20 protein-coding genes are annotated in these 23775 nt (G+C 75.4%); 17 read left to right on the top strand and 3 right to left on the bottom strand.

What is annotated here, in order from left to right:
* Nucleotides 1-65: 65 nt before the first annotated feature.
* The 4 genes from ACPCUX_RS16765 to ACPCUX_RS16750 all read left to right on the top strand — a co-directional run bounded on the left by ACPCUX_RS16765 (nucleotide 66) and on the right by ACPCUX_RS16750 (nucleotide 2407).
* Nucleotides 66-1004: an NAD(P)H-binding protein gene (locus ACPCUX_RS16765; protein ID WP_170963623.1), complete on the top strand. Its 939-nt coding sequence runs from the start codon at nucleotides 66-68 to the stop codon at nucleotides 1002-1004.
* Nucleotides 1001-1468, top strand: coding sequence for a DUF1772 domain-containing protein (locus ACPCUX_RS16760; protein WP_423389210.1), 468 nt, complete (start codon nucleotides 1001-1003; stop codon nucleotides 1466-1468). The genes ACPCUX_RS16765 and ACPCUX_RS16760 overlap by 4 nt, the downstream gene beginning before the upstream one ends.
* 67 nt (nucleotides 1469-1535) lie before the next feature.
* Nucleotides 1536-1979 (top strand): CoA-binding protein, encoded by a 444-nt coding sequence (locus ACPCUX_RS16755; protein ID WP_021483339.1) that lies wholly within the window; start codon nucleotides 1536-1538, stop codon nucleotides 1977-1979.
* A gap of 2 nt (nucleotides 1980-1981) precedes the next feature.
* The gene (locus ACPCUX_RS16750; RefSeq protein WP_137280291.1) at nucleotides 1982-2407 is read left to right on the top strand and encodes a TIGR03667 family PPOX class F420-dependent oxidoreductase; all 426 of its coding nucleotides are present in this window, start codon (nucleotides 1982-1984) and stop codon (nucleotides 2405-2407) included.
* A 7-nt stretch (nucleotides 2408-2414) separates the two neighbouring features.
* On the opposite strand, the gene ACPCUX_RS16745 is transcribed toward ACPCUX_RS16750, so the two are convergent.
* From ACPCUX_RS16745 to ACPCUX_RS16735, 3 genes are read right to left on the bottom strand one after another with little or no spacing between them, the layout of a single operon-like run.
* Nucleotides 2415-3236, bottom strand: coding sequence for a putative F420-0 ABC transporter ATP-binding protein (locus tag ACPCUX_RS16745; protein WP_423389209.1), 822 nt, complete (start codon nucleotides 3234-3236; stop codon nucleotides 2415-2417).
* Nucleotides 3233-4327, bottom strand: a complete 1095-nt coding sequence (locus ACPCUX_RS16740) for a putative F420-0 ABC transporter permease subunit (protein ID WP_423389208.1) — start codon at nucleotides 4325-4327, stop codon at nucleotides 3233-3235. Before ACPCUX_RS16740 ends, ACPCUX_RS16745 begins: the two co-directional genes overlap by 4 nt.
* Complete coding sequence (locus ACPCUX_RS16735; protein WP_034651349.1) at nucleotides 4324-5379, bottom strand: putative F420-0 ABC transporter substrate-binding protein; 1056 nt, start codon at nucleotides 5377-5379, stop codon at nucleotides 4324-4326. The genes ACPCUX_RS16740 and ACPCUX_RS16735 overlap by 4 nt, the downstream gene beginning before the upstream one ends.
* Nucleotides 5380-5575: 196 nt before the next feature.
* On the opposite strand from ACPCUX_RS16735, the gene ACPCUX_RS16730 reads away from it, so the two are divergent.
* From ACPCUX_RS16730 to smc, 13 genes are all read left to right on the top strand, one after another.
* The gene (locus ACPCUX_RS16730; protein ID WP_423389207.1) at nucleotides 5576-6415 is read left to right on the top strand and encodes an SDR family oxidoreductase; all 840 of its coding nucleotides are present in this window, start codon (nucleotides 5576-5578) and stop codon (nucleotides 6413-6415) included.
* Between the two features lie 88 nt (nucleotides 6416-6503).
* A complete protein-coding gene (locus ACPCUX_RS16725; RefSeq protein WP_423389206.1) occupies nucleotides 6504-8072 on the top strand; it encodes a molybdopterin-dependent oxidoreductase in 1569 nt (522 codons plus the stop codon).
* 358 nt (nucleotides 8073-8430) lie between these two features.
* The gene (locus ACPCUX_RS16720) at nucleotides 8431-8682 is read left to right on the top strand and encodes a hypothetical protein (protein ID WP_144722802.1); all 252 of its coding nucleotides are present in this window, start codon (nucleotides 8431-8433) and stop codon (nucleotides 8680-8682) included.
* A gap of 245 nt (nucleotides 8683-8927) precedes the next feature.
* The gene (gene ileS, locus ACPCUX_RS16715) at nucleotides 8928-12377 is read left to right on the top strand and encodes an isoleucine--tRNA ligase (RefSeq protein ID WP_085388803.1); all 3450 of its coding nucleotides are present in this window, start codon (nucleotides 8928-8930) and stop codon (nucleotides 12375-12377) included.
* Nucleotides 12374-13795 carry a bifunctional folylpolyglutamate synthase/dihydrofolate synthase gene (locus ACPCUX_RS16710; RefSeq protein WP_423389205.1) on the top strand — a complete coding sequence of 474 codons (1422 nt, stop codon included), beginning with the start codon at nucleotides 12374-12376 and terminating at the stop codon, nucleotides 13793-13795. Before ileS ends, ACPCUX_RS16710 begins: the two co-directional genes overlap by 4 nt.
* A 144-nt stretch (nucleotides 13796-13939) precedes the next feature.
* Complete coding sequence (gene dhaK / locus ACPCUX_RS16705; protein ID WP_043658407.1) at nucleotides 13940-14935, top strand: dihydroxyacetone kinase subunit DhaK; 996 nt, start codon at nucleotides 13940-13942, stop codon at nucleotides 14933-14935.
* Between the two features lie 69 nt (nucleotides 14936-15004).
* The gene (dhaL, locus tag ACPCUX_RS16700) at nucleotides 15005-15649 is read left to right on the top strand and encodes a dihydroxyacetone kinase subunit DhaL (protein WP_061269007.1); all 645 of its coding nucleotides are present in this window, start codon (nucleotides 15005-15007) and stop codon (nucleotides 15647-15649) included.
* The gene (gene dhaM, locus ACPCUX_RS16695) at nucleotides 15646-16383 is read left to right on the top strand and encodes a dihydroxyacetone kinase phosphoryl donor subunit DhaM (RefSeq protein WP_051028644.1); all 738 of its coding nucleotides are present in this window, start codon (nucleotides 15646-15648) and stop codon (nucleotides 16381-16383) included. The genes dhaL and dhaM overlap by 4 nt, the downstream gene beginning before the upstream one ends.
* A 75-nt stretch (nucleotides 16384-16458) precedes the next feature.
* Nucleotides 16459-17148 (top strand): TetR/AcrR family transcriptional regulator, encoded by a 690-nt coding sequence (locus tag ACPCUX_RS16690; protein ID WP_255218755.1) that lies wholly within the window; start codon nucleotides 16459-16461, stop codon nucleotides 17146-17148.
* A gap of 134 nt (nucleotides 17149-17282) precedes the next feature.
* Entirely contained in the window at nucleotides 17283-19004 is a 1722-nt protein-coding gene (locus ACPCUX_RS16685) for an MDR family MFS transporter (RefSeq protein WP_085388130.1), read from the top strand.
* Between the two features lie 4 nt (nucleotides 19005-19008).
* On the top strand, nucleotides 19009-19503 hold the full coding sequence (locus ACPCUX_RS16680; protein ID WP_306303334.1) for a DUF4233 domain-containing protein: 495 nt from the start codon (nucleotides 19009-19011) through the stop codon (nucleotides 19501-19503).
* A 77-nt stretch (nucleotides 19504-19580) separates the two neighbouring features.
* The gene (gene ndk / locus ACPCUX_RS16675) at nucleotides 19581-20033 is read left to right on the top strand and encodes a nucleoside-diphosphate kinase (protein ID WP_031317103.1); all 453 of its coding nucleotides are present in this window, start codon (nucleotides 19581-19583) and stop codon (nucleotides 20031-20033) included.
* Nucleotides 20034-20168: 135 nt separating this feature from the next.
* A complete protein-coding gene (gene smc, locus ACPCUX_RS16670) occupies nucleotides 20169-23723 on the top strand; it encodes a chromosome segregation protein SMC (RefSeq protein WP_423389204.1) in 3555 nt (1184 codons plus the stop codon).
* The last annotated feature ends 52 nt before the right edge of the window (nucleotides 23724-23775 follow it).

The raw sequence follows: 23775 nt of genomic DNA, 5'->3' as shown, positions 1-23775 counted from the left end.
CGTCTCGCGGCGCCGGGGTTGGGTGGGACCCGTACCGCTCCACCCGCCGCACCTCGGGAGACACCATGCCTGCCTCGACCCCGCCCACCGCCGCCGCCCCGTCGGCGGCACCCGTCCGCACGTCGGCACCCACGGCCGCACCGGCACCTGCGCCCGGCACCGTGCTGGTGCTCGGCGCGACCGGCAAGACCGGCCGCCGCATCGCCGACCGGCTCGACGCGGCCGGCGTCCCCGTGCGCCGGGCGTCGCGCTCCGGCGACGTCCGCTTCGACTGGGACGACGACGCGACGTGGGAGCCCGCGCTCGCGGGGGCCGCGGCCGTGTACGTCGCGTACGCGCCCGACCTCGCGGTCCCCGGGGCCCCGGAGACCGTGGCCCGGCTCGCGGCCCGCGCGCACGACGCCGGCGCGCGCCGCCTCGTGCTGCTCTCGGGGCGCGGCGAGGACGAGGCGCAGCGCGCGGAGGGGCTCGTCGGCGCGGCGTTCCCGGCGCGCACGGTCGTGCGATGCGCGTTCTTCGACCAGAACTTCAGCGAGAGCTTCCTCCTCGAGCCCGTGCTCGACGGCGTCCTCGCGCTCCCGGTCGACGACGTCGCGGAGCCGTTCGTCGACCTCGAGGACGTGGCCGACGTCGCGGTCGCGGCCCTCACGGACGACGCCCTCGCGGGGCGCGTCCTCGAGCTCACCGGGCCGCGCGCGCTGACGTTCCACGAAGCGGTCGCGGAGATCGCCGCCGCGAGCGGGCGCGACGTCCGCTACGAGCCCGTCGCCATGGAGGCGTTCGTCGCGGGCCTCGCTGCGGCCGGGCTGCCCGACGACGTCGTCGACCTCATGCGGTACCTCTTCACCGAGGTGCTCGACGGGCGCGGGACCCCCGTGACCGACGGCGTCCGCGTCGCGCTCGGCCGCGAGCCGCGGGACTTCCGCGAGTACGCGGCGCGCGAGGCGGGCGCGTGGGTCGCGGGCACCGTCGCCGGCACGCGCACGGTGGAGACCACGCCGTGACTGCCTTCGCGACCCTCGTCGTGGCGGCCGCCGTCGCGACGGGGCTCGCGGGCGGCGTGCTCTTCGCGTTCTCGACGTTCGTGATGGGTGGGCTGCGCCGCCTCCCGCCGGGCGAGGGCGGCGCCGCGATGGTCGCGATCAACCGCGACGCGCTCCGGCCGCCGCTGATGCTCCTGCTCGCCGCGAGCGTCCTGCTCCCCGCGGCGGCGGCCGTCGTCGGACTCGTCGGCGGGGACTCCGGGGCGGGACGGGCGCTCGCGGGCGCGGTTGTCGCGGTCGTCGGGATCCTCGGCGTGACGGCCGTGGGCAACGTCCCGCTCAACGAGCGGCTCGACGCCGCGGCCCGCGAGGGCGACCTGGCGGCGGCGTGGACGGCGTTCCTGCCGCGCTGGCTCGCGTGGAACCACGTGCGGACGGTGGCCGGTGCGGCGTCGAGCGCGCTGCTCGGCCTCGCGCTGGTCTGAGGTTCGCGGATGCCCGCGCCGGGTCCGGCCGCGGAATAGCCGCGGCCGGGACCCGGTTGCGCACGACATGAGCGACGTCACAGCGGCCGTGCCGGCCGACGAGCAGGACACCGTCCGTCGGGTCCTGGAGGGCACCGAGACCTGGGCCGTCGTCGGCCTGTCGAACAACACCGCGCGCGCCGCGTACGGGGTCGCGCGCGTGCTGCAGCAGCACGGCAAGCGGGTCGTGCCCGTGCACCCGTCGGCGGAGACCGTTCACGGCGAGCAGGGGTACGCGAGCCTCGCGGACGTCCCGTTCCCCGTCGACGTCGTCGACGTGTTCGTGCGCTCCGAGCTCGCGGGCGACGTCGCCGACCAGGCGATCGCGATCGGCGCGAAGGCGGTGTGGTTCCAGCTCGACGTGATCGACGAGGACGCCGCGCGGCGCGTGCGCGACGCGGGCCTCGACATGGTCATGGACCGCTGCCCCGCGATCGAGCTGCCGCGCCTCGCCGCGGCCGAGGAGGCCTGACCGTGCCCGCGGTCGACAGCACGACGCGCCTCGGCTCACGCGCTGCGGCGCGGCTCGCCGACGAGCAGGTCGTGTGGCTCGTCACCGTGGACCCGCACGGCACGCCGCAGCCGACGCCGGTCTGGTTCCGCTGGGACGGCGCCGACGAGGTCGTCGTGAAGTCCCAGCCGCGCACGGCCAAGCTGCGCAACGTCCGCGCGAACCCCCGCGTCGCGGTGCACCTCAACAGCACCCCGTCGGGCGGCGACGTCGTCGTGCTCACCGGCACGGCGTCGGTCGACGACGACGGTCTCTCGGCCGCGGAGCGCGCGGCGTACGACGCGAAGTACGACGACGGCATCCGCGGCCTCGGCACGACGCCCGACGGCTTCCACGACGACTACGCCGTGACGCTGCGCGTGCGCCTCGAACGACTGCGCGGCTTCTGAGGGTTCCTCAGGCCGGGGGCTCGAACGTCAGCACCGGCCTGCCGGTGCGCGGGTGCGTGAGGACCTCGCACCGCACGCCGTAGACGGGGTCCAGCACGTCGGGCACGAGCACGTCGTGGACGTCGCCCGCCGCCACGACGCGGCCGTCCGCCAGCACGACGACGTGGTCGCACGTCTGGGCCGCGAGGTTGAGGTCGTGGAGCGCGGCGAGCACGGTGACGCCGTCGTCCGCGAGGTCGCGCAGGACGCGCATCGTGTCGAGCTGCGCGGCGATGTCGAGATGGTTGGTCGGCTCGTCGAGCAGCAGGAGGGCGGGCTCCTGCGCGAGGGCGCGCGCGAGGTGCACGCGCTGGCGCTCGCCGCCGGAGAGCGTCGCGACCTCGCGGTCCGCGAACCCCGCCATCCCGACGCGGGCGAGCGCCGCGCGGGCGAGGTCGCGGTCGGTCGCGGAGTCGCCCGCGAGGAGCGACCGGTGCGGGATGCGGCCGAGCAGCACGGCGTCGAGCACGGAGAGCGGGAGGTCGGTCGTCGCGTCCTGCTCGACGAGCGCGAGCACCCGCGCCCGCTGCCGGCGCGGCAGCGCGAGCAGGTCGGCGCCGTCGAACCGCACGCGGGCGCCCTCCCCGCCCGGGTCCGCCGACGGCGCCCGGACGCCCGCGAGCACGCGCAGGAGCGTGGACTTCCCGGAGCCGTTCGGGCCGAGCAGCCCGCTCACCGCACCCGGGGGCGCGGTGCAGTCCACGCCGTCGAGGATCAGCCGACCGTCGACCGACCACGACACGCGCTCCGCGTCGAGCCCGGTCGTGCCCACGACGGCGGGGGCGCTCACGCGGTCCTCCGTCCGCGCCACAGCAGCAGGGCGAACACCGGGGCGCCGATCGCGGCGGTGACGATGCCGACGGGCAGCTCGCGCGGCGCGAAGACCGTGCGCGCGAGCGTGTCGGCCCAGACGAGGAACGTCGCGCCGAACAGCGCGGAGAGCGGCAGGAGCAGCCGGTGCCGCGCGCCGGTGAGGAGCCGCACCGCGTGCGGCAGGATCAGGCCGACGAACCCGATGGACCCCGACTGGGACACGAGCGCGCCGGTGAGCAGCGCGACGCCCACGAGGAGCGTCCAGCGCACGCGCGCGACGTCGACGCCGAGCGCGGAGGCCGCCGTGTCGCCGAAGGTGAAGGCGTCGAGCACCGAGCCGGTCGACGCGAGCAGCGTCCCGAGCACGAGCGTCGCGCCGCCCGCGACCGCGACCGAGGTCCACGTCGCGCCCGCGACGGACCCCATGAGCCACGACAGGATCTCGCGGTACGAGTCGCCGGTGGCCGACCAGAAGATGACGAAGCTCGTCGCGGCCGCCGCGAGCTGGCTCACCGCGAGCCCGGCGAGCACGGTCCGTGTGGGCGTGAGCGCGCCGAGCGCGCCCGCGAGCCCGAGCGCGGCGACGAGCGCGAGCACCGCGCCGCCGAACGCCGCGACGGGGAGCAGGACCGTCCAGCCCGCGACCAGGACGAGCACCGCGCCGAGCGACGCGCCGGAGGACAGCCCGAGCAGGTAGGGGTCGGCGAGCGGGTTGCGCGTGAGCGACTGCATGACGACGCCGCACACGGCGAGCCCGGCGCCCACGGCCGCCGCCGTGAGCACGCGGGGGAGCCGCAGCTGCCACACCATGCCGTCCTGCAGGGCGCCGAGCGGCTCCAGGCCCAGCGGCCCGCCGAGCCCGAGGTGCGTCGCGACCGAGCGCCACACCTCGCCCACGGCGAGGTCCGCCGGCCCGATCGTCACCGTGACGAGTACCGTCGCGACGAGCGCGACGACGCCGGCCGGCACCCACCAGGCCGCGCCGCGCCGCGCGCGACCGGCCGGGTCGGTGCCGTCCGGGCGACGGTCGGCGGCGGCGGGCGCGGGCCGGGTGCGCAGGGTCGTCACAGGTCGAGCGCCTCCAGCTGCGCGGCGAGGTCCACGACGGCGTCGACGTTGCGCACGCCCGCCTCGGTCGCCGGGAACGGGATCGTCAGGTAGCGGCCCTCGCGGACGGCCGTCATCTCGGCCGTGGCCGGGTTGGACTCGAGCCGCTCGATCTTCGCCTCGGCGGTGTTCCAGGCGGCGTCGACGAGGACGAGCACGTCCGGGTCGGCGGCGACCGCCTCCTCCCACGCGTACGACGTCCAGGTGTCGTGCACGTCGCCCGCGACGTTCTCGAGCCCGACGGCGTCCATGATCATCTGCGGCGCGCCGATGCCCGCCCCGACGTACGGGATGTCGTCGCCCGACGAGTACCACAGGGCGGTCAGGCCGCGGTCGTCGCGGACGACGCCGTCGAGCGTCGCGCGCTGCTCCGCGACGAGGTCCGCCGCGGCGTCCTGCGCGTCGAAGATCGTGCCGACCTCGGTGATCTCGGCGAACACGTCGTCGAACGTCAGCGGGTCCGGCATGTACTCCGGCGCCTTGCACGCGGCGGGGGAGACGTAGGTCGCGACGCCGAGCTGCGCGAGGGTCTCGCGGTCGCCGGCGCCGTCGGCCGTGAGGTTGGACTCCCAGCCCGCGTAGACGAGGTCGGGCTCGGTCTCCAGGACCGCCTCGGCACCCGGGACCTGGTCCGAGAGCGGCTCCACGACGGCGGGGACGTCCGCGGCGGCGTCGGCCAGCGAGTCGGGCACCGGCCCGTCGGCGAACGCGCTCGCGACGATCCGGTCGCCGAGCCCGAGGGCCAGGAGCATCTCCGTGGTGCTCGACTTGATCGTCACGACGCGCTCGGGCGCGGCGTCGAACGTCACCTCGAACCCGCAGTCGTCGAGCGTGAGCGGGTACGCGGTGCTCCCGGGCGTGCTCGACGAGGTCGCGCCGCCCGCAGAGGTCGGGTCGCCCCCGGGCGTCGTGCCGGACGAGCAGGCGGCGAGCACGAGGGCGAGGGCCGACGCGCCGACGGCGGCGCGGACGGGTCGGCGGGAGACGGGGGACGGCGTGAGGCGCGAGGGCACGGAGCTGCTCCGGGTGCGAGGCGGGGAGAGAGCCGGACGGCTGCCCCCGGGCGGGGACGCGGGCTCTCCAGGGTCGGACGCGCCATCTCGCGTCGGGCGGACCCGCGACCCAAGGACGAGGTCGCTCCGGCGAACGATCGAGGGGTTCGCGGTCCGTCGTCCAGCCTACACACGCGGCCGTGACAGAGTGTGCGTCGTGACCGAGACGTCGTACCCGCCCGCCCCCGCCCCTGCGACCTCGCCCCTGCGCGCCGTGGTGACCGGCGCGTCGTCGGGCATCGGGGAGGCGTGCGTGCGGTTCCTGCGCGCCCGGGGCTGGGACGTCGTGGCGTTCGCGCGCCGCGCGGACCGGCTCGCCGAGGTCGCGGAGCGCACGGGCGCCCACCCCGTGGTCGGCGACGTGACCTCCGACGACGACGTCGCGCGCCTCGTCGCCGAGGCAGGTGCACGCGGGCCCGTGCACGCGCTGCTCAACATCGCGGGCTTCGGCCTCGGCGTCGACCCGGTCGACGAGGCGAAGATCGACGAGTGGCGCGCGATGTACGAGACGAACGTGCTCGGCACCGTGCGCGTGACCCGGGAGTTCCTGCCGCTCCTGCGCGCGTCGCGTCGCGGCGACATCGTGCTCATGACGTCGACCGCGGGCCACGACACCTACGTCGGCGGCTCCGGCTACGTCGCGTCCAAGCACGCGCTGCTCGGCGTCGCGAAGACGCTCCGCCTCGAGCTCGTGGGCGAGCCGATCCGCGTCATCGAGATCGCGCCGGGCCTCGTGCGCACGCCCGAGTTCTCGCTCAACCGCTACCACGGGGACCAGGCGGGGGCCGACGCCGTCTACGAGGGCGTCGTGGACCCGCTCACCGCCGACGACGTCGCCGACGTCGTGACGTTCGCCGTGACGCGCCCGCACCACGTGAACATCGACTCGCTGATCCTGCGGCCCGTCGCGCAGGCCTCGACGTACTCCCTGTGGCGCGCGCCGCTCGTCCCGAAGGGCGTGGAGCCCGCTCCCGACGCCGACGCGTCCGCCCGCTGACCCCGACCCGTCCGGGAGCGGCGCCGCTCCGAACCGAGGATGGCGCCCGGGGCACGCCCGGCGTCTACTGGACCACGGGAGGACGCGCATGACGGGGCAGCGGCAGGCAGCCGGGCACGCGGGTGCACGGGCGGCGCTCGCGGGCGTCGTCGCGGCGGCCGTCGGGTTCGCCGTCGCCGAGCTCGTCGCGGCCGTCGTCGCGCCCGGGTCGAGCCCGCTGTTCGCCGCCGGTGCGGGCGTCGTCGACGCGGTGCCCGGGCCCCTCAAGGACTGGGCCGTCGCGACCTTCGGCACCGCGGACAAGGCCGTGCTGCTCGGGGTCATGGGCGTCGCGCTCGCCGCGGGCGCGGCCGTCAGCGGCTGGCTCGAGCTCCGCCGCCCGCCAGCCGGCGCGCTGCTCCTCGCCGCCGTCGGGGCGGTCGGCGCGGTCGTCGCCGCCTCCCGGCCGGGCGGGAACGTGGCCTGGGCGCTGCCGAGCCTGGTCGGCGTGGGGGTCGCCGTGCTGCTGCTGCGCGCGACGCTCCGGACGCTGCGCGGCCCGGCCGCGCCCTCCGGCTCCGACGACGCGACGACGACGCCCGGCGGCCTCGACCGCCGCCGGTTCCTCCTCGTCACGGGACTCGCCGCGGCGGCTGGCGTCGTCGCGCTCGCGACGTCGCGCGCGGTGTCCGCCGGCTCGCGCGCCGTGACGGCAGCGCGCGACGCGCTGCGGCTGCCCGCCCCCGCGACCCCGGCCCCCGCCGTCCCCGCCGGGGCGGACCTGCGCGTCCCCGGGCTCGCGCCGTACGTCACCCCGAACGCGGACTTCTACCGCATCGACACGGCGCTGCGCGTGCCGCAGGTCGACCCGGCGTCGTGGACGCTGCGCGTCTCGGGGCTCGTCGACGACCCGTTCGAGATCACGCTCGACGAGCTGCTCGCGCTCCCGCTCGTCGAGCACGACCTCACGCTCACGTGCGTGTCCAACGAGGTCGGCGGGGACCTCGTGGGCAACGCGCGGTGGCTCGGGTACCCGGTGCGCGAGCTGCTCGCGCGCGCGGGCGTGCAGGACGGCGCCGACATGGTGCTCTCCACGAGCGCCGACGGGTGGACGGCGAGCACGCCGCTCGACGCCCTCACCGACCCCGACCGGGCGAGCCTGCTCGCCGTCGGGATGAACGGCGAGGCGCTGCCGGCCGAGCACGGGTTCCCCGCCCGGCTCGTCGTGCCCGGGCTGTACGGCTACGTGTCCGCGACGAAGTGGGTCACCGAGCTCAAGGTCACGACCTTCGCCGACGACGTCGCCTACTGGTCCACGCGCGGGTGGTCGGAGCGCGGGCCGATCAAGCTCGCGTCGCGCGTCGACACCCCGCGCGACGGCGCGGCCGTGGACGCGGGGGACGTCGTCGTCGCGGGCGTGGCGTGGGCCCAGCACACGGGCGTCGAGGGCGTCGAGGTGCGCGTGGACGACGGCCCGTGGCGCGCCGCGACGCTCGCCGCCACCGTCGGCCCGGACACGTGGCGGCAGTGGTCGTACGCGTGGGACGCGACGCCGGGGGAGCACCGGCTGACGGTCCGGGCGACCGACGCGGACGGGCGCACCCAGACGGCCGACGTCGCCCCGCCCGCGCCCGACGGCGCCTCGGGCTGGCACGAGGTCGCCGTCCGCGTCCGGTGACCGGCCCGGCCCGTGCCGGAGACCGGGGGCAGGCGAGGGGCAGGCGAGAGGCCCGGGTCCTGGACCGGAGGTTGTCCCGCGACGGGCGTGCTGGCACCATGTGCGGGTGACCTCCGCGCGCCCCACGAGCAGCCCGCTCGTCCTCGCGCGCCCGCGGGTCCGCGCCGCCACCTGTTGTTGAGGGCTCGCGGCGCCCTGCGCAGCCTCGACCTGGTGTCCGCGAGCAGCCTCCCGCCCCTCCCTCCCTGCGACGGGGCGTGACGGTCGCCGGTCCCGCGCCACGGCTCAGCGATGAGTCCGACGCCACGACCGGGTCTGCACCCACGGACGCCAGCCGAGCACAGGACGCGAGACCACCATGTACGTTCCCCCGCACTTCCCCCGCTACCGCCCGACCACGGTGCCGTCGTCGGCACCCGCCCTCCCCGCCGCTCCCGCCCCGTCGGCCGCCGCCGGGCCGCCGCTCACGCTCGAGTGGCTCGTCGCGCGCGACATCGACGCCTACACCGCGCGCCGCCGGGCGGCGGCTACCATGGAGGCACAGGCGTCGACCCGGCCATCACCGGCGAGCCTCCGGAAGAACGGGAACCCCGCCGCGGGGCAGGCCTGACGGCCCGCGGCAGGTCCTCACTAGACCCGGACGGGTGGGCCCGTCACAGCCTGCGACGAGCGGTCGGCGACCGCCCGTGGTGCCCGACGCCGTCGGGCACCTGCGGGGACGGCGCCGGCAAGCGAGGTGGTACCGCGGCGAGCCCGCCCCAGGTGGGGGAGTCGTCCTCGCAGGAGAGCACGACCGACCCGTACCACCACGGCGGACACCCCGCCGACCGCTACCTCACCGGAGTCCTCGAGACCATGGCCTACCCGCTGCACCGCGCACCCTCGTCCGCCGCCGACGCGCACCCCGGAGCCGCGTTCGGCGTCCCCGCCTCCCCGGACCTGCCCGCGATCGAGCGCGAGGTCCTCGCCTACTGGGAGGCGGACGACACGTTCCGCGCCTCGGTCGAGCGCAACCCCGCCGGGGAGAACGGCAGCAACGAGTTCGTCTTCTACGACGGCCCGCCGTTCGCCAACGGCCTGCCCCACTACGGGCACCTGCTCACGGGCTACGCGAAGGACGTCGTGCCGCGCTACCAGACGATGCGCGGCAAGCACGTCGAGCGTCGCTTCGGCTGGGACACGCACGGCCTGCCCGCCGAGCTCGAGGCGATGGACCAGCTCGGGATCAAGACCAAGGAGGAGATCCTCGAGCTGGGGATCGAGCGGTTCAACGACGCGTGCCGCGCGTCGGTGCTCAAGTACACGAGCGAGTGGCAGGACTACGTGACCCGCCAGGCGCGCTGGGTCGACTTCGAGCACGACTACAAGACGCTCGACCCGACGTTCATGGAGTCGGTCCTGTGGGCGTTCAAGCAGCTCTACGACAAGGGCCTCGTCTACGAGGGCTTCCGCGTGCTGCCCTACTGCTGGAACGACCAGACGCCGCTGTCCAACCACGAGCTGCGCATGGACGAGGACGTGTACCAGGTCCGCCAGGACCCGGCGGTCACCGTCGGCTTCCGGCTCGAGACGGGCGAGCTCGCGCTCATCTGGACGACGACGCCCTGGACGCTGCCGTCCAACCTGTTCGTCATGGTCGGCCCCGACGTCGAGTACGTCGTCGTGGAGTCGTCGTTCACGGGCGTCAAGGAGCGCTACGTGATCGCCGCGGAGCGCCTCGAGGCGTACGCGCGCGAGCTCGCCGACGAGGGCGTCGAGGACGTGACGACGCAGGTCGTCGAGCGGCTCACGGGCGCCGACCTCGTCGGGCGGTCGTACACGCCGCCGTTCTCGTACTTCGCCGGGCACGCCGGCGCGCACCGGGTCGTCGAGGCCGACTTCGTCACGACCACGGACGGCACCGGGCTCGTGCACAACGCCGGCGCGTTCGGCGAGGAGGACAAGGTCGTCTCCGACCGCGAGGGCGTCGAGCCGGTGCTGCCGGTCGCGTCCGACGGCAAGTTCGTCTTCCCCGTCGTCGACTACGAGAGCCTCCAGGTCTTCGACGCGAACGCGCTCATCATCGACCACCTCAAGGGCCGCACGCGCCACGACGCCGCGGCCGCGCAGGGGGAGGAGACGCCGGACCTCCCGCTCGGCGCGACGAGCCCCGGCACGGTGCTGCTGCGCCGTGAGTCGTACGCGCACTCCTACCCGCACTGCTGGCGCTGCCGCAAGCCGCTCATCTACATGGGCGTGTCGTCGTGGTTCGTCGCGGTGTCGAAGTTCAAGGACCGCATGGTCGAGCTCAACGAGCAGATCTCGTGGACGCCCGACCACATCCAGCACGGCCAGTTCGGCAAGTGGCTGGAGAACGCGCGCGACTGGTCGATCACGCGCAACCGGTTCTGGGGCAGCCCGGTGCCCGTGTGGCGCTCGGACGACCCGCAGCACCCGCGCGTCGACGTGTACGGCTCGTTCGCCGAGATCGAGCGGGACTTCGGCACCCTCCCGCGCAACGAGAAGGGCGAGCCGGACCTGCACCGGCCGTTCGTCGACCGCCTCACGCGCCCCAACCCGGACGACCCGACGGGCCGCTCGACCATGCGCCGCGTCGAGGACGTCATGGACGTCTGGTTCGACTCGGGGTCCATGCCCTACGCGCAGGTGCACTACCCGTTCGAGAACACCGACTGGTTCGAGCACCACAACCCCGGCGACTTCATCGTCGAGTACATCGGCCAGACGCGCGGCTGGTTCTACACGCTGCACGTGCTCGCGACCGCGCTGTTCGACCGCCCGGCGTTCCGCTCGGCCGTCTCGCACGGCATCGTGCTGGGCTCCGACGGCCGCAAGATGAGCAAGTCGCTGCGCAACTACCCGGACGTCAACGAGGTCTTCGACCGCGACGGCTCCGACGCGATGCGCTGGTTCCTCATGAGCTCGCCCATCCTGCGCGGCGGCAACCTCGTCGTCACCGAGGACGGGATCCGCGACGCGGTGCGCCAGGTGCTGCTGCCGCTTTGGAGCACGTACTACTTCTTCACCCTGTACGCGAACACGTCGAAGGCTCAGGCGCGGGCGGGCGAGCCCGTCGAGCCCGCCGGGTACGTCGCGCAGAAGGTGGCCCCCGAGCGCGTGGCCGGGCTCCCGGCCCTCGACCGCTACCTGCTCGCCCGGACCCACGACCTCGTCGTGCGCGTCACGGGGCAGCTCGACGCGTACGACATCGCCGGCGCGTGCGAGACCGTGCGCGAGCACCTCGACGTCCTGACCAACTGGTACGTGCGCACCCAGCGCGACCGGTTCTGGGCGGAGGACGCCGACGCGTTCGACACGCTGTACACGGCGCTCGAGACGCTCACGCGCGTCATGGCGCCGCTCGCCCCGCTGCTCGCGGAGGAGGTGTGGCGCGGCCTGACCGGCGGGCGCTCGGTCCACCTCACGGACTGGCCGGCGTCCACCGAGGAGGTCGGCGAGCGGTTCGTCGGCGAGGACGGCTCGTCCGCCGTGGCCGTGCGTCACGTCCCGGACGCGTCCCTCGTCGCCGACCCGGCGCTCGTCGCCGCGATGGACGAGGTCCGCGCCGTCGCGTCGGCCGCGCTCGGCCTGCGCAAGGCGCACCAGCTCCGGGTGCGCCAGCCGCTCGCGCGGCTCACGGTCGTCGTGGACGACCCGGGGGCGCTCGCGCCGTACACGGACCTGCTGGCGCGCGAGCTCAACGTCAAGGCCGTCGAGCTCGAGCCGACCGACTCGGACGCCGCGGAGCGCTTCGGCATCACGCAGCGCCTCGCGGTCAACGCCCGCGCCGCGGGCCCGCGCCTGGGCCGCGGGGTCCAGGCCGTCATCAAGGCGGCGAAGGCCGGTGCGTGGCGCGTGGACGAGGCCGGGGAGGTCGTCGTGACGACGGACGACGGCGACGTCGCGCTCCTGCCCGCGGAGTACGAGCTGACGACGGTGGTCGCCGACCGCGGCGTCGCCGAGGGCGAGGCGCCGAGCGTCGCCGCCGCGGTGCTCGCGAGCGGCGGGTTCGCCGTCCTCGACCTCGCGCTCGACGACGCGCTGCTCGCCGAGGGCTACGCACGCGACGTGATCCGCGACGTGCAGGACGCGCGCAAGGCCGCCGGGCTCGACGTCGCCGACCGCATCCGGCTCTCGCTCGACGTGCCGGGCGAGTGGCTCGCGGCCGTCGAGGAGCACCGCGACCTCGTCGCGCGCGAGACGCTCGCGGTCGAGGTCGTCGTCGAGACGTCGCCGACCGACGTGCGCTCCGTGCGCGTCGAGAAGGCCGACGGCACCGTCCCGGACACGGCGGTGATCCTGTGAGCGCCCCGCGCAAGGACCCCGGCGCCGCACGCCGGCAGAGCGCGAAGGACGCCCGCGCGGCGGCGGAGGACGCCGCCGCGCAGGCGGACCTCGAGCGCGTCTACCAGCACATCGTGTCCCGTGCTCCCGAGCACGACTTCGACCCGACGATCGACCGGGTGCGGCGCCTGTTCGAGCTGCTGGGCGACCCGCAGCACGCGTTCCGGACGATCCACCTCACCGGGACCAACGGCAAGACGAGCACCGCGCGCGTCGCCGAGCGGCTCGTGCGCGAGCACGGCCTGCGCACCGGCCTGTTCACGAGCCCGCACCTGACGAGCGTCACCGAGCGGATCGTCGTCGACGGCGAGCCGCTCTCGCCGCGCCGGTTCGTCGAGGTGTGGGAGGACGTCTACCCCTACGTGCAGGTCGTCGACGCCGAGCTCGCGGAGACCGGGCAGTCGCAGCTGAGCTTCTTCGAGGTCCTCACGGGCGTGGCGTTCGCCGCGTTCGCGGACACGCCCGTCGACGTCGCGATCGTCGAGGTCGGCATGGGCGGCGAGTGGGACTCGACCAACGTGGTCGACGCGGAGGTCGCCGTCGTGACGCCCGTCGCGCTCGACCACGAGCGGTGGCTCGGGAGCACGCTCGAGGAGATCGCGACGGTCAAGTCGGGCATCGTCAAGGAGGGCGCGACCGTCGTCTCGGCGGCGCAGCGCGCCGAGGTCGAGGAGGTGCTGCGGGCGCGGGCGGAGCGCGTCGGCGCGCGCCTGCTGCGCGAGGGCGTCGACCTCGACGTCGCCGCGCGCCAGGTCGCGGTCGGCGGACAGCTCCTCGACCTGCGCACGCCCGCCGCGCTCTACACCGAGGTGTTCCTCCCGCTGCACGGCGAGCACCAGGCGCACAACGCGCTGCTCGCGCTCGGCGCGGTGGAGGCGTTCCTCGGCGGACGGGCGCTCGACGGCACGCTCGTCGAGGCGGCGTTCGCGGACGTCACGTCGCCGGGCCGGCTCGAGGTCGTGCGGTCCAGCCCGACCGTCCTCGTCGACGCGGCGCACAACGCCGCGGGGGCCGAGGCGCTCGCGACGGCGCTCGGCGAGGCGTTCGACCTGCGCCACCTCGTCGGCGTCGTCGCGATCATGGCCGACAAGGACGCCGAGCCGCTCCTCGCGGCACTCGAGCCGGTGCTCGCGGAGATCGTCGTGACGCGCAACAGCTCGGAGCGCTCGGCCGACCCGACGGAGCTCGCCGAGCTCGCCGCCGACGTCTTCGGCGAGGACCGCGTGCACAGCACCGAGCGCCTCGACGAGGCGCTCCAGGTGGCGGTCGACCTCGTCGAGCGCGACGACGCCGTGGGCGTCGGCACGGGCACGGGCGTCCTGGTCACGGGCTCGGTCGTGACGGTGGCCGACGCGCGCGTCCTGCTCGGTCGCGGCTGACGCCCGGACGCCGCGCGGCGCGCGGCGGCCGGGTGTTTGATGGAGGCGACGACGGCGGCGGGCACGCCGGGCGCGCCCTGCCGACGTCGCGGGGGCTGTCGGCGCCCGGAGGACCGGGCGCACGGACCGATGGAGGGATGACCGGTGAAGAAGCTGCTCAACGATCCCCAGGACGCGGTGACGGAGTCCCTCGAGGGCTTCGGCCAGGCGCACGCCGACCTCGTGCAGGTGCACCTCGCACCCCCGTACGTGTCGCGCGCCGGCGGCGCGGTGGCCGGCAAGGTCGGGCTGGTCTCGGGCGGCGGCTCGGGCCACGAGCCGCTGCACGCCGGCTTTGTCGGGCCGGGGATGCTCGACGCCGCGGTGCCGGGCGCCGTGTTCACCTCGCCGACGCCCGACCAGATCGTCCCGGCGATCCTCGGCGCCGACTCGGGCGCCGGCGTGCTCGCGATCGTCAAGAACTACACGGGCGACGTGCTGAACTTCGAGACGGCGGTCGAGCTCGTCGAGGCCGAGGGCACCCAGGTCACGAGCATCCTCGTCAACGACGACGTCGCGGTCGAGGACTCGCTCTACACCGCGGGCCGGCGCGGCGTGGCGGGGACGGTCGCGGTCGAGAAGATCGCGGGCGCGGCGGCCGAGCGCGGTGACGACCTCGGGACCGTGACGGAGATCGCCGGGCGCGTCGTGGCGAACGTGCGCTCGATGGGCGTCGCCCTCACGGCGTGCACCGTGCCGCACGTGGGCCGGCCGAGCTTCGACCTCGGCGACGACGAGGTCGAGATCGGCATCGGGATCCACGGCGAGCCCGGGCGGCACCGGATCCCGCTCGCGTCGGCGGACGAGATCACGCAGCGGCTGGTCGATCCCGTGGCCGACGACCTGGGCCTCGCCGACGGCGAGGACGTGTTGCTGTTCGTTAACGGAATGGGCGGTACCCCGCTGTCCGAGCTGTACGTCGTCTATCGTCAGGCGAGGAGGCTGCTCGAAGGGCGCGGCGTACGCGTGACGCGCTCGCTCGTCGGCAACTACGTCACGTCGCTGGAGATGCAGGGTGCGTCGGTCACCGTGCTGCGCCTGGACGACGAGCTCACCGCCCTGTGGGACGCTCCCGTCCACACGGCCGCGCTGCGCTGGTGAGCGGGTGCCCTTTCGTGCAGTCTCCGGGAGCCGGCGCACCGCCGGCTCGACGGCGAGGAGAGGTGGGGCATGACGCTGGACGTGGCCTGGGCCGAGCGATGGACCCGGCTGAGCGCGGAGCGGATCGCGGCGGCACGGGACGAGCTGACGGAGCTGGACCGCCAGATCGGTGACGGCGACCACGGCGAGAACCTCGACCGGGGTTTCCGCGCGGTGGTCGCCAAGCTCGACGGGGCGGCCGCCGGGGAGCAGCCGCCCGGTCAGATCGGCGACGTGCTCAAGCTCGTGGCCACGACGCTCATGTCGTCCGTCGGCGGCGCCTCGGGCCCGCTCTACGGGACCGCGTACCTCCGTGCCGCGAAGGTGACCGGTCTCGCGGAGCTCGACGCGCACGGCGTCGTGGCGCTGCTCGAGGGCGCGCTCGAGGGCATCTCCGCGCGCGGCAAGGCGCAGGTCGGCGAGAAGACCATGGTCGACGCCTGGCAGCCCGCGGTCGACGCGGCGGAGGCCGCGGCCGACGCGGGCGGCTCGACGGCCGACGTCCTCGCGGCCGCCGCCCGGGCCGCGCGCGAGGGCGCCGAGGCGACCGTGCCGCTCGTGGCGACGAAGGGCCGGGCGAGCTACCTCGGCGAGCGCAGCGCGGGCCACCAGGACCCGGGCGCGACGTCGACCGCGATCCTGCTCGAGGCCGCGCGCGACGCGGCGGCGGCGTGAGCGGCGTGGCCGGACCGGTCGGCACGCGGGCCCGGGTCGCGCTCGTCCTCGTCTCGCACTCGCAGCGCCTCGCGCAGGGGGCCGTCGAGCTGTCCGCGCAGATGGCGCCCGGCGTCCTGCTGCTCGCGGCGGGCGGCACGGACGACGGCGGTCTCGGCACGAGCTACGACCGCGTCTCCGGGGCGATCGAGGAGGCGCTGCGCGTCGCGGACGGCGTCGTCGTGCTCGCGGACCTGGGCTCGGCCGTGATGACGGTCGAGTCGGTGCTGGACCTGGAGGACGGCTTCGACGGGCGCGTGCTGCTCGCGGACGCGCCGTTCGTCGAGGGTGCCGTCGCGGCGGCCGTCACCGCGCACGGCGGCGGCGACGTGGCCGAGGTCCTCGCGTCCGCGGAGCACGCGGGCGGCACGTTCGCCGTCCCCGCCGCGGCACCGGAGGCCGGGGAGGAGCACGCTGCGGACGGCGCCCCGCCGGCGGGGGAGGCCCGCGCCGTCGTGACGCTGCGCAACCCGCTCGGCCTGCACGCCCGGCCCGCCGCGGTGCTCGCGCGCCTGGTCGCGGGGTTCGACGCGAGCGTCGCGATCGACGGCGTCAACGGGGCGAGCGTCCTCGAGCTCATGAAGCTCGGCGCGACCGGCGGGCAGGAGCTCACGGTCACGGGGGAGGGGCCGCAGGCCGCGGACGCGGTGCGCGCGGTGGTCGAGGCCGTCGAGGGCGGGTTCGGCGAGGTCTGACGCCGCGAGGGTGTGACCTCCGTCACCCGATATTGCAGTTGATGCAAAATTGCAGAGGATGCAAGAATGGTCCTCGTGCCGACGACTCCGCCTGACGTGCCCGCTCGCCCCTCCGTGGCCGAGCGGGCCGCGGCGTGCGTCGCGCCGTCGCCCGGCGGGCTGCGCGAGCGCAAGAAGCGCGCGCGCCGCGAGGCCCTCGTCGACGCCGCGCAGACCCTCGTCCTCGACCGCGGCCTCGACGCCGTGACGGTCGAGGACATCTGCGCGGCCGTCGGCGTCTCGCCCCGCACGTTCTTCAACTACTTCCCCGCGAAGGACGACGCCGTGCTCGGCCTCGAGGACTTCTCGGTCCGAGCCGACGTCGTCGCCGCCTTCGTCGCCGGCGGTCCGACGGGCGCGCTCCTCGACGACCTCGAGGTCGTCGTGGCCGACGTGCTCGCGCACGAGGTCGTCACCCCCGAGCGCATGGCGCGCACGCTCGAGCTCGTGCAGCGCGAGCCGCACCTCGTCGCGCGTCACGTCGCGTGGGTCGAGGGCCACCGTGCGGAGCTCGTCGAGATGCTCGTCGCACGCCGCGCGGTCCGGCCGTTCGTCCCGGACCCCGAGCTCCTGGCGCTCGTCGTCATGAGCCTCCTGCGGGCGAGCACGGTCGAGTGGCAGCAGCGGGGCCGCGAGGGCGAGCCGGTGGACCACCTGCCGGGCGTCGTAGACCAGCTCCGCGCGCTGCTCCGCGACACGCGCGCCCCCGATCCCGCGGCCCCCTGACCGCACCCCTCGCCCCGCGCGAGGACTCCACCGGCTCGGGCCTCCCACCCGACCGGCCGCACCTCCAGCCTCCACCCGACGACGGGCCGCGCCCGTCGGCGCGCGCCCGCCCGTCCCGACCGAACCGGATCCTCATGGCCTCCTCCACCGCAGCACCGCCCGTCGACGGCGGCAAGCCGCTCGTCGTGCTCACCCCGCGCACCGTGTGGGTGATCTTCGGCGCGCTCATGGCGTCGATGTTCCTGTCCTCGCTCGACCAGTCGATCGTCGGCACCGCGATGCCGACGATCGTCGGCGAGCTCCACGGCGTCGAGCACCAGGGCTGGGTCATCACGGCCTACATCCTGGCGATCGCCATCGTCATGCCGCTCTACGGCAAGTTCGGCGACCTCTGGGGCCGCCGCTGGCCGTTCCTCGTCGCGATCGGCCTCTTCACGGTCGCGTCGGCCGGCGCCGGGTTCGCGCAGTCGTTCCCCGAGCTCGTCGCCTGGCGCGGCGTGCAGGGCCTCGGCGGCGGCGGCCTGATGATCCTGTCGCAGGCGATCATCGCCGACATCGTCCCCGCCAAGGACCGCGGCAAGTACATGGGCCCCATGGGCGCGCTCTTCGGCATCGCCGCGGTCATCGGGCCGCTCCTCGGCGGCTGGTTCACCGAGGGCCCGGGCTGGCGCTGGGCGTTCTGGATCAACGTGCCCATCGGCGTCGCCGCGTTCGTCGTGGCGTGGGTCGCGCTCAAGCTCCCCTCGCACCGCGCGGGCCGCAAGATCGACGTCGCGGGCATCTTCTTCCTCGTCGTCGCGACGTCCGGCATCGTCCTGGTCACGAGCTGGGAGTCGCTGACGACGTCGTCCGGCTACGACTGGTCCGACCCGTGGCTGCTCGGCCTCGTCGCGGCCGTCGTGGTGTCGGTCGTCGCGTTCGTCCTCGTCGAGAACCGCGCCGAGGAGCCGCTGCTCCCGCTGCACCTGTTCAAGAACCGGACCTTCACCATCGCGACGCTGATCGGTCTCGTGCTCGGCATGGGCATGTTCTCGGCGCTCGCGTTCCTGCCGACGTTCCTGCAGATGTCCACGGGTGCCGGGGTCACCGAGTCCGGGTTCCTCATGCTCCCGATGATGGTCGGCGTCATGATCACGGCCATCGGGTCCGGTATCGCCATCACCAAGACCGGGCGGTACAAGATCTACCCGGTGGTGGGTCTCGCGATCACCGCGGCGGGGATGGTCTGGCTCACGCGCATCACGGGCGACATGTCGATGTGGCTCTTCGGCGCGATGATCTTCGTCATGGGCGCCGGGATGGGCCTCGTCATGCAGACCATCGTGCTCGCCGTGCAGAACTCGGTCGACCCGCACGAGATCGGGACCGCCACGAGCGCGAACAACTTCTTCCGCGAGATCGGCGCGGCCGTCGGGACGGCGCTGTTCAGCACCATCTTCACGTCGCGGCTCGCCGACAACCTCGAGGGCGTCTTCGCGGGCGTGCCCGGAGGTGCGGCCCCCGCCGGCGCGGAGGGCTCCTCGCTCACGCCCGAGATGGTGCAGCAGCTCCCGGAGCCGATCCACACGGGCGTCGTCGACGCGTTCACCGACGCGCTCGCCCCCGCGTTCTGGTACCTGGTCCCGCTCGTCCTCGTCGGGTTCGTGCTCGCGCTGTTCCTGCGCGAGGTCAAGCTCTCCGACGTCGCCGGGATGGTCGCGCGCGGCGAGGCCGTCGCCGACCACGGCGACCTGCGCGAGGACGCCCCCGCGACGGGCGAGGCTGAGGGCGCCGCGGTCGTCGTGCCCGCGGGCGGCCGGGGACCGGACGACGAGCGCCCCGGGAGCCGGGACCGCGACGGCGCGCCGGTATCCTGACCGGGTGAGCACCTCGCCGTCGCAGCCCGCCGCGCAGCCGTCCCGCCACGGCCGCGCGGCGGGCCCGGTGCGCCCGTCCCCGGGCGACCGCATCAAGCCCAAGAAGCCCGCGAAGGTCCAGTTCGCGTCGACCACGCTCCTGCTCGAGGCGTTCCTCGTCGTGTTCGCGACGCTCGTGGCCTACGGCCTGCGCGACGTGCCGTACTCGCGCGGCCCGCTCGAGCTGCCCTCCGCGACGTCGATCTGGGTCGTGGGCGGGGTGCTCGCCGTCGTGCTCGTCGTGCTGTCGCGCATGGTGGGCACGCCCGGCGGGTACGTCGCCGGGTCCGTGGTCCAGGTGCCCGTGCTCGCGCTCGGGCTGGTGGTGCCCATGATGTTCCTCGTGGGCGGCCTCTTCGTCGTCCTGTGGATCGTCTCGATCCGCCTCGGCGGGCGCATCGACCGCGAGCGCGCGGCCTACGACGCCGAGCACCCCGAGACCGCGCCCAACGCCGGCTGACGGCGCGGCGCGCACGCGGCCGGGCGGCCGCCCGCCGGGCGCGGCGCACGGGCCCGCGGCCGGTAGGCTCGGCGACCATGACCGACGTCGCACCCGCACTGACCGAGACCATCGAGCGCACCCTCATCCTCGTCAAGCCCGACGGCGTCCGCCGCGGCCTGTCCGGCGAGATCCTCCGGCGCGTCGAGGCCAAGGGCTACACGCTCGCCGCCGTGCGCCTGCTCGACGCGACGCCCGAGCTGCTCGCCGCCCACTACGCCGAGCACGAGGGCAAGCCGTTCTTCCAGCCGCTCGTCGACTTCATGCTCTCGGGCAAGATCCTCGCGGTCGTGGCCGAGGGCCAGGGCGTCGTCCCCGGCTTCCGCTCGCTCGCCGGCGCGACCAACCCGACCGAGGCGCTGCCCGGCACGATCCGCGGAGACCTCGGCCGCGACTGGGGCCTCAAGGTCCAGCAGAACCTCGTGCACGGGTCGGACTCGCCCGAGTCCGCCGCGCGCGAGATCGCGCTCTGGTTCCCCGAGCTCGGCTGACCCGCACACGCACGTCCGCCCCGTCCCGGGCCTCCGGGGCGGGGCGTTCGCGTGCCCGCCGCGGTGTCCGCGGTCCGCCACGGCCGGTCGCGGACGTCCGCAGGATCGTGGGAGCGCCGCACTAGGCTCGGGTTCGTGCACCTCAAGACCCTGACGCTGCGCGGCTTCAAGTCGTTCGCGTCCGCGACGACGCTGAGCTTCGAGCCCGGCGTGACGTGCGTCGTCGGGCCGAACGGCTCGGGCAAGTCGAACGTCGTCGACGCGCTCGCGTGGGTGATGGGGGAGCAGGGCGCCAAGACCCTGCGCGGCGGCAAGATGGAGGACGTCATCTTCGCCGGCACGTCGGGCCGGCCCCCGCTCGGGCGCGCCGAGGTGTCCCTGACGATCGACAACACCGACGGCGCCCTGCCGATCGACTACACCGAGGTGACCATCTCCCGCACGCTGTTCCGCAGCGGCGGGTCCGAGTACGCGATCAACGGCAGCGCGTGCCGCCTGCTCGACATCCAGGACCTCCTCTCCGACTCGGGCCTCGGCCGGGAGATGCACGTGATCGTCGGCCAGGGGCAGCTCGACGCCGTCCTGCGCGCGACGCCCGAGGACCGCCGCGGCTTCGTCGAGGAGGCCGCGGGCGTCCTCAAGCACCGCAAGCGCAAGGAGAAGGCGCTCCGCAAGCTCGACGCGATGCAGGCCAACCTCACGCGGCTCGCGGACCTCACGACGGAGATCCGGCGCCAGCTCGGCCCGCTGGGGCGGCAGGCGGAGATCGCGCGCAAGGCCGCGACGATCCAGGCCGACCTGCGCGACGCGCGGGCCCGGCTCCTCGCCGACGACCTGGCCCAGCTCACCGCGACGCTCGAGCAGGAGATGGCCGACGAGGCGGCCCTGCGCACGCAGCAGGCGGAGGTCGAGCGCGCGCTCGCGACGGCGCGCGACACGCTCGGCCGGCTCGAGCGCGAGGCCGCGGAGGCCGCGCCCGCCCTCGGGGCCGCGACGGACGTCTGGTTCCGGCTCTCGTCACTGCGCGAGCGGCTGCGCGGCACGCGCACGCTCGCCGAGGAGCGCGTGCGTCTCCTCGGGCGCCCCGAGGCGGCGCCCCGCGGGCAGGACCCGGACGAGCTCGAGGCGCAGGCCGAGCGCGTGCGCGCGACCGAGGCGGAGCTCGAGGCGGAGGTCGCCCGCGCGCGCGACGCGCTCGCCGCCGCGGTCACCGACCGGGAGGACGCCGAGCAGGCCGCGGGGGAGGCGGAGCGCGCCGTCGCGACGCTGCTCCGCGGTGCCGCGGACCGCCGCGAGGGTCTCGCGCGGCTCGCCGGGCAGGTCGCGGCGCAGCGCACGCGCGTCGAGGCGGCGGAGGCCGAGATCGGGCGGCTGCGCGAGTCGCTCGCGGAGGCCGAGCACCGGGGCACGCATGCGCGCACCGAGTTCGCGGTGCTCGAGACCCAGGTGGTCGGCGCCGAGGAGGGCGAGGAGGGCCTCGACGCCGAGCACGAGGCCGCGGCAGACGCGGTCGAGCGCACGACCGCCGCCGTGACGGGCCTGGAGGCGGACGCGTCCGCCGCGGACCAGGAGCGCGCGACGTGGAGCGCACGCATCGAGGCCCTCGAGCTGAGCCTCGACCGCAAGGACGGCGCGGGCGCGCTGCTCGCGGCGGACGGCGTCGGCGTCGTGGGGTCGCTCGCGGCCCTGCTCGGCGTCGAGGCGGGATACGAGGACGCGGTGGCCGCGGCGCTGGGCCCGGCCGCCGACGCGGTCGCGGTCGAGTCGGTCGACGCCGCGGTCGACGCGCTGCGCTACCTGCGCACGGAGGACGCCGGGCGTGCTGGCCTCGTCGTGGCGACCGCGGAGCCCGGCCCTGGCCCTGCCGCCGTCGACCTGCCCGACGGCGCACGCTGGGCCGTCGACGTCGTCACCGCCGCCGGCGGCGTCGGCGAGGCGGTGCGGTCCCTGCTGGCGGGGGTGGCCGTCGTCGACGACCTGGGCCAGGCGCGCGCGCTCGTGGCGCGGCACCCGGGCGTCGCCGTCGTGACGCGGGGCGGGGACCTCCTCGCGACGACGCGCGCGTGGGGCGGGTCGGCGTCGGCGCCGAGCGTGCTGCACCTGCAGTCGGCGCTCGACGAGGCGCGCACCGCGCACGCCGACGCGACGGCCCGCGCCGAGCGGGCCCGGTTCGCGCTCGTGGGCGCGCGCGAGGCGGCGCAGGAGGCGCGCGCCCGGTACGAGGACACGCTCGACCGGCTCAACGAGTCCGACGCGCAGCTCGCCGCGGTCGCGGAGCAGCTCGGGCACCTGGGGGCGACCGCGCGCTCGGCCGCCGCGGAGGCCGAGCGCGTGCGCACGTCGCTGGAGCGGGCGTCCCAGGGTCTCGACGACGCACGCGAGACGCTCGCGGGGCTCGTCGAGCGGCTCGAGGTCGCGGAGGCGGCGCCGGAGCAGTCCGAGGACGCGGTGGCGGAGGCGAGCGCCGAGCGCGACCGACTCCTCGCACGTGCTTCGGCGGCGCGCACGGCCGAGACCGAGGCGCGGCTCGCCCTGCGCACGAGCGAGGAGCGCTCGCGGGCGGTCGCGGGCCGGGCCCAGTCGCTGGCCCGGGCGGCCGCCGCGGAGCGCGACGCGCGCGAGCGGGCCGCGCGGCGCGAGGCGGCGCGGGTGCGGCAGGCGGGCCGAGCGTCCGCGGTGCGCGACGGCGCGACGCTCGCCCTCGCCGCGATCGACCGGTCGCTGGGCCGGGCGGGCGCGGAGCGGGACGCCGCGGAGGCGGCACGGGCCGAGCGCGACACCGCGGTGACCGCCGCGCGCCGCGAGGTCGACGACCTGGCGGCGCGCCTGCGCGAGCTGACGGACGTCGCGCACCGCGACGAGGTGGCGCGCGCGCAGCAGCAGCTGCGCATCGAGCAGCTCCAGGCACGCAGCGTCGACGAGCTCGGGCTCGACCCGGCCGTCCTGGTCGAGGAGCTCGGCCCGCACCGCGAGGTCCCCGTCCCCTCCGACGACGGCGAGCCCCGCACGGTCCCGTACGACCGCGCCCAGCAGGAGAAGCGCCTGCGTGCCGCGGAGCGTGACCTCGGCCGCCTCGGCAAGGTGAACCCGCTCGCGCTCGAGGAGTTCGCCGCGCTCGAGGAGCGGCACAAGTTCCTCGCCGACCAGCTGGCCGACCTCAAGAAGTCGCGCGCCGACCTGCTGGAGATCGTCAAGGAGATCGACGAGCGCGTCGAGCGGGTGTTCTCGGACGCGTACCGCGACACCGCCGAGCAGTTCGAGCGCGTGTTCGCCCGCATGTTCCCGGGCGGCGAGGGGCGCCTGGTCCTCACCGACCCGGACGACATGCTGACCACGGGCATCGAGGTCGAGGCCCGTCCCGCGGGCAAGAAGGTCAAGCGCCTGTCCCTGCTGTCCGGCGGCGAGCGCTCGCTCACGGCGGTCGCGCTCCTCGTCGCGATCTTCAAGGCGCGGCCCTCGCCGTTCTACGTCATGGACGAGGTCGAGGCCGCCCTGGACGACGTGAACCTCGGTCGCCTGCTCGAGATCTTCCGCGAGCTCCAGGAGGACTCGCAGCTCATCGTCATCACGCACCAGAAGCGCACCATGGAGATCGCCGACGCGCTCTACGGCGTGACGATGCGCGGCGACGGCGTCACGACGGTCATCAGCCAGCGCATGTCCGAGGCGCGCGAGGAGGTCTCCGCCTGACCGGCGCGGGGCGGTCCGTCCGCCTCGTCCGCACCTGGGCGGAACCTCCAGG

The sequence above is a fragment of the Cellulosimicrobium sp. AB352 genome, assembly GCF_049538415.1.
Lineage (GTDB): Bacteria > Actinomycetota > Actinomycetes > Actinomycetales > Cellulomonadaceae > Cellulosimicrobium > Cellulosimicrobium funkei.
The sequence above is the reverse complement of the archived record's forward strand: the minus strand, read 5'-3'. Positions and strand labels throughout refer to the sequence as shown.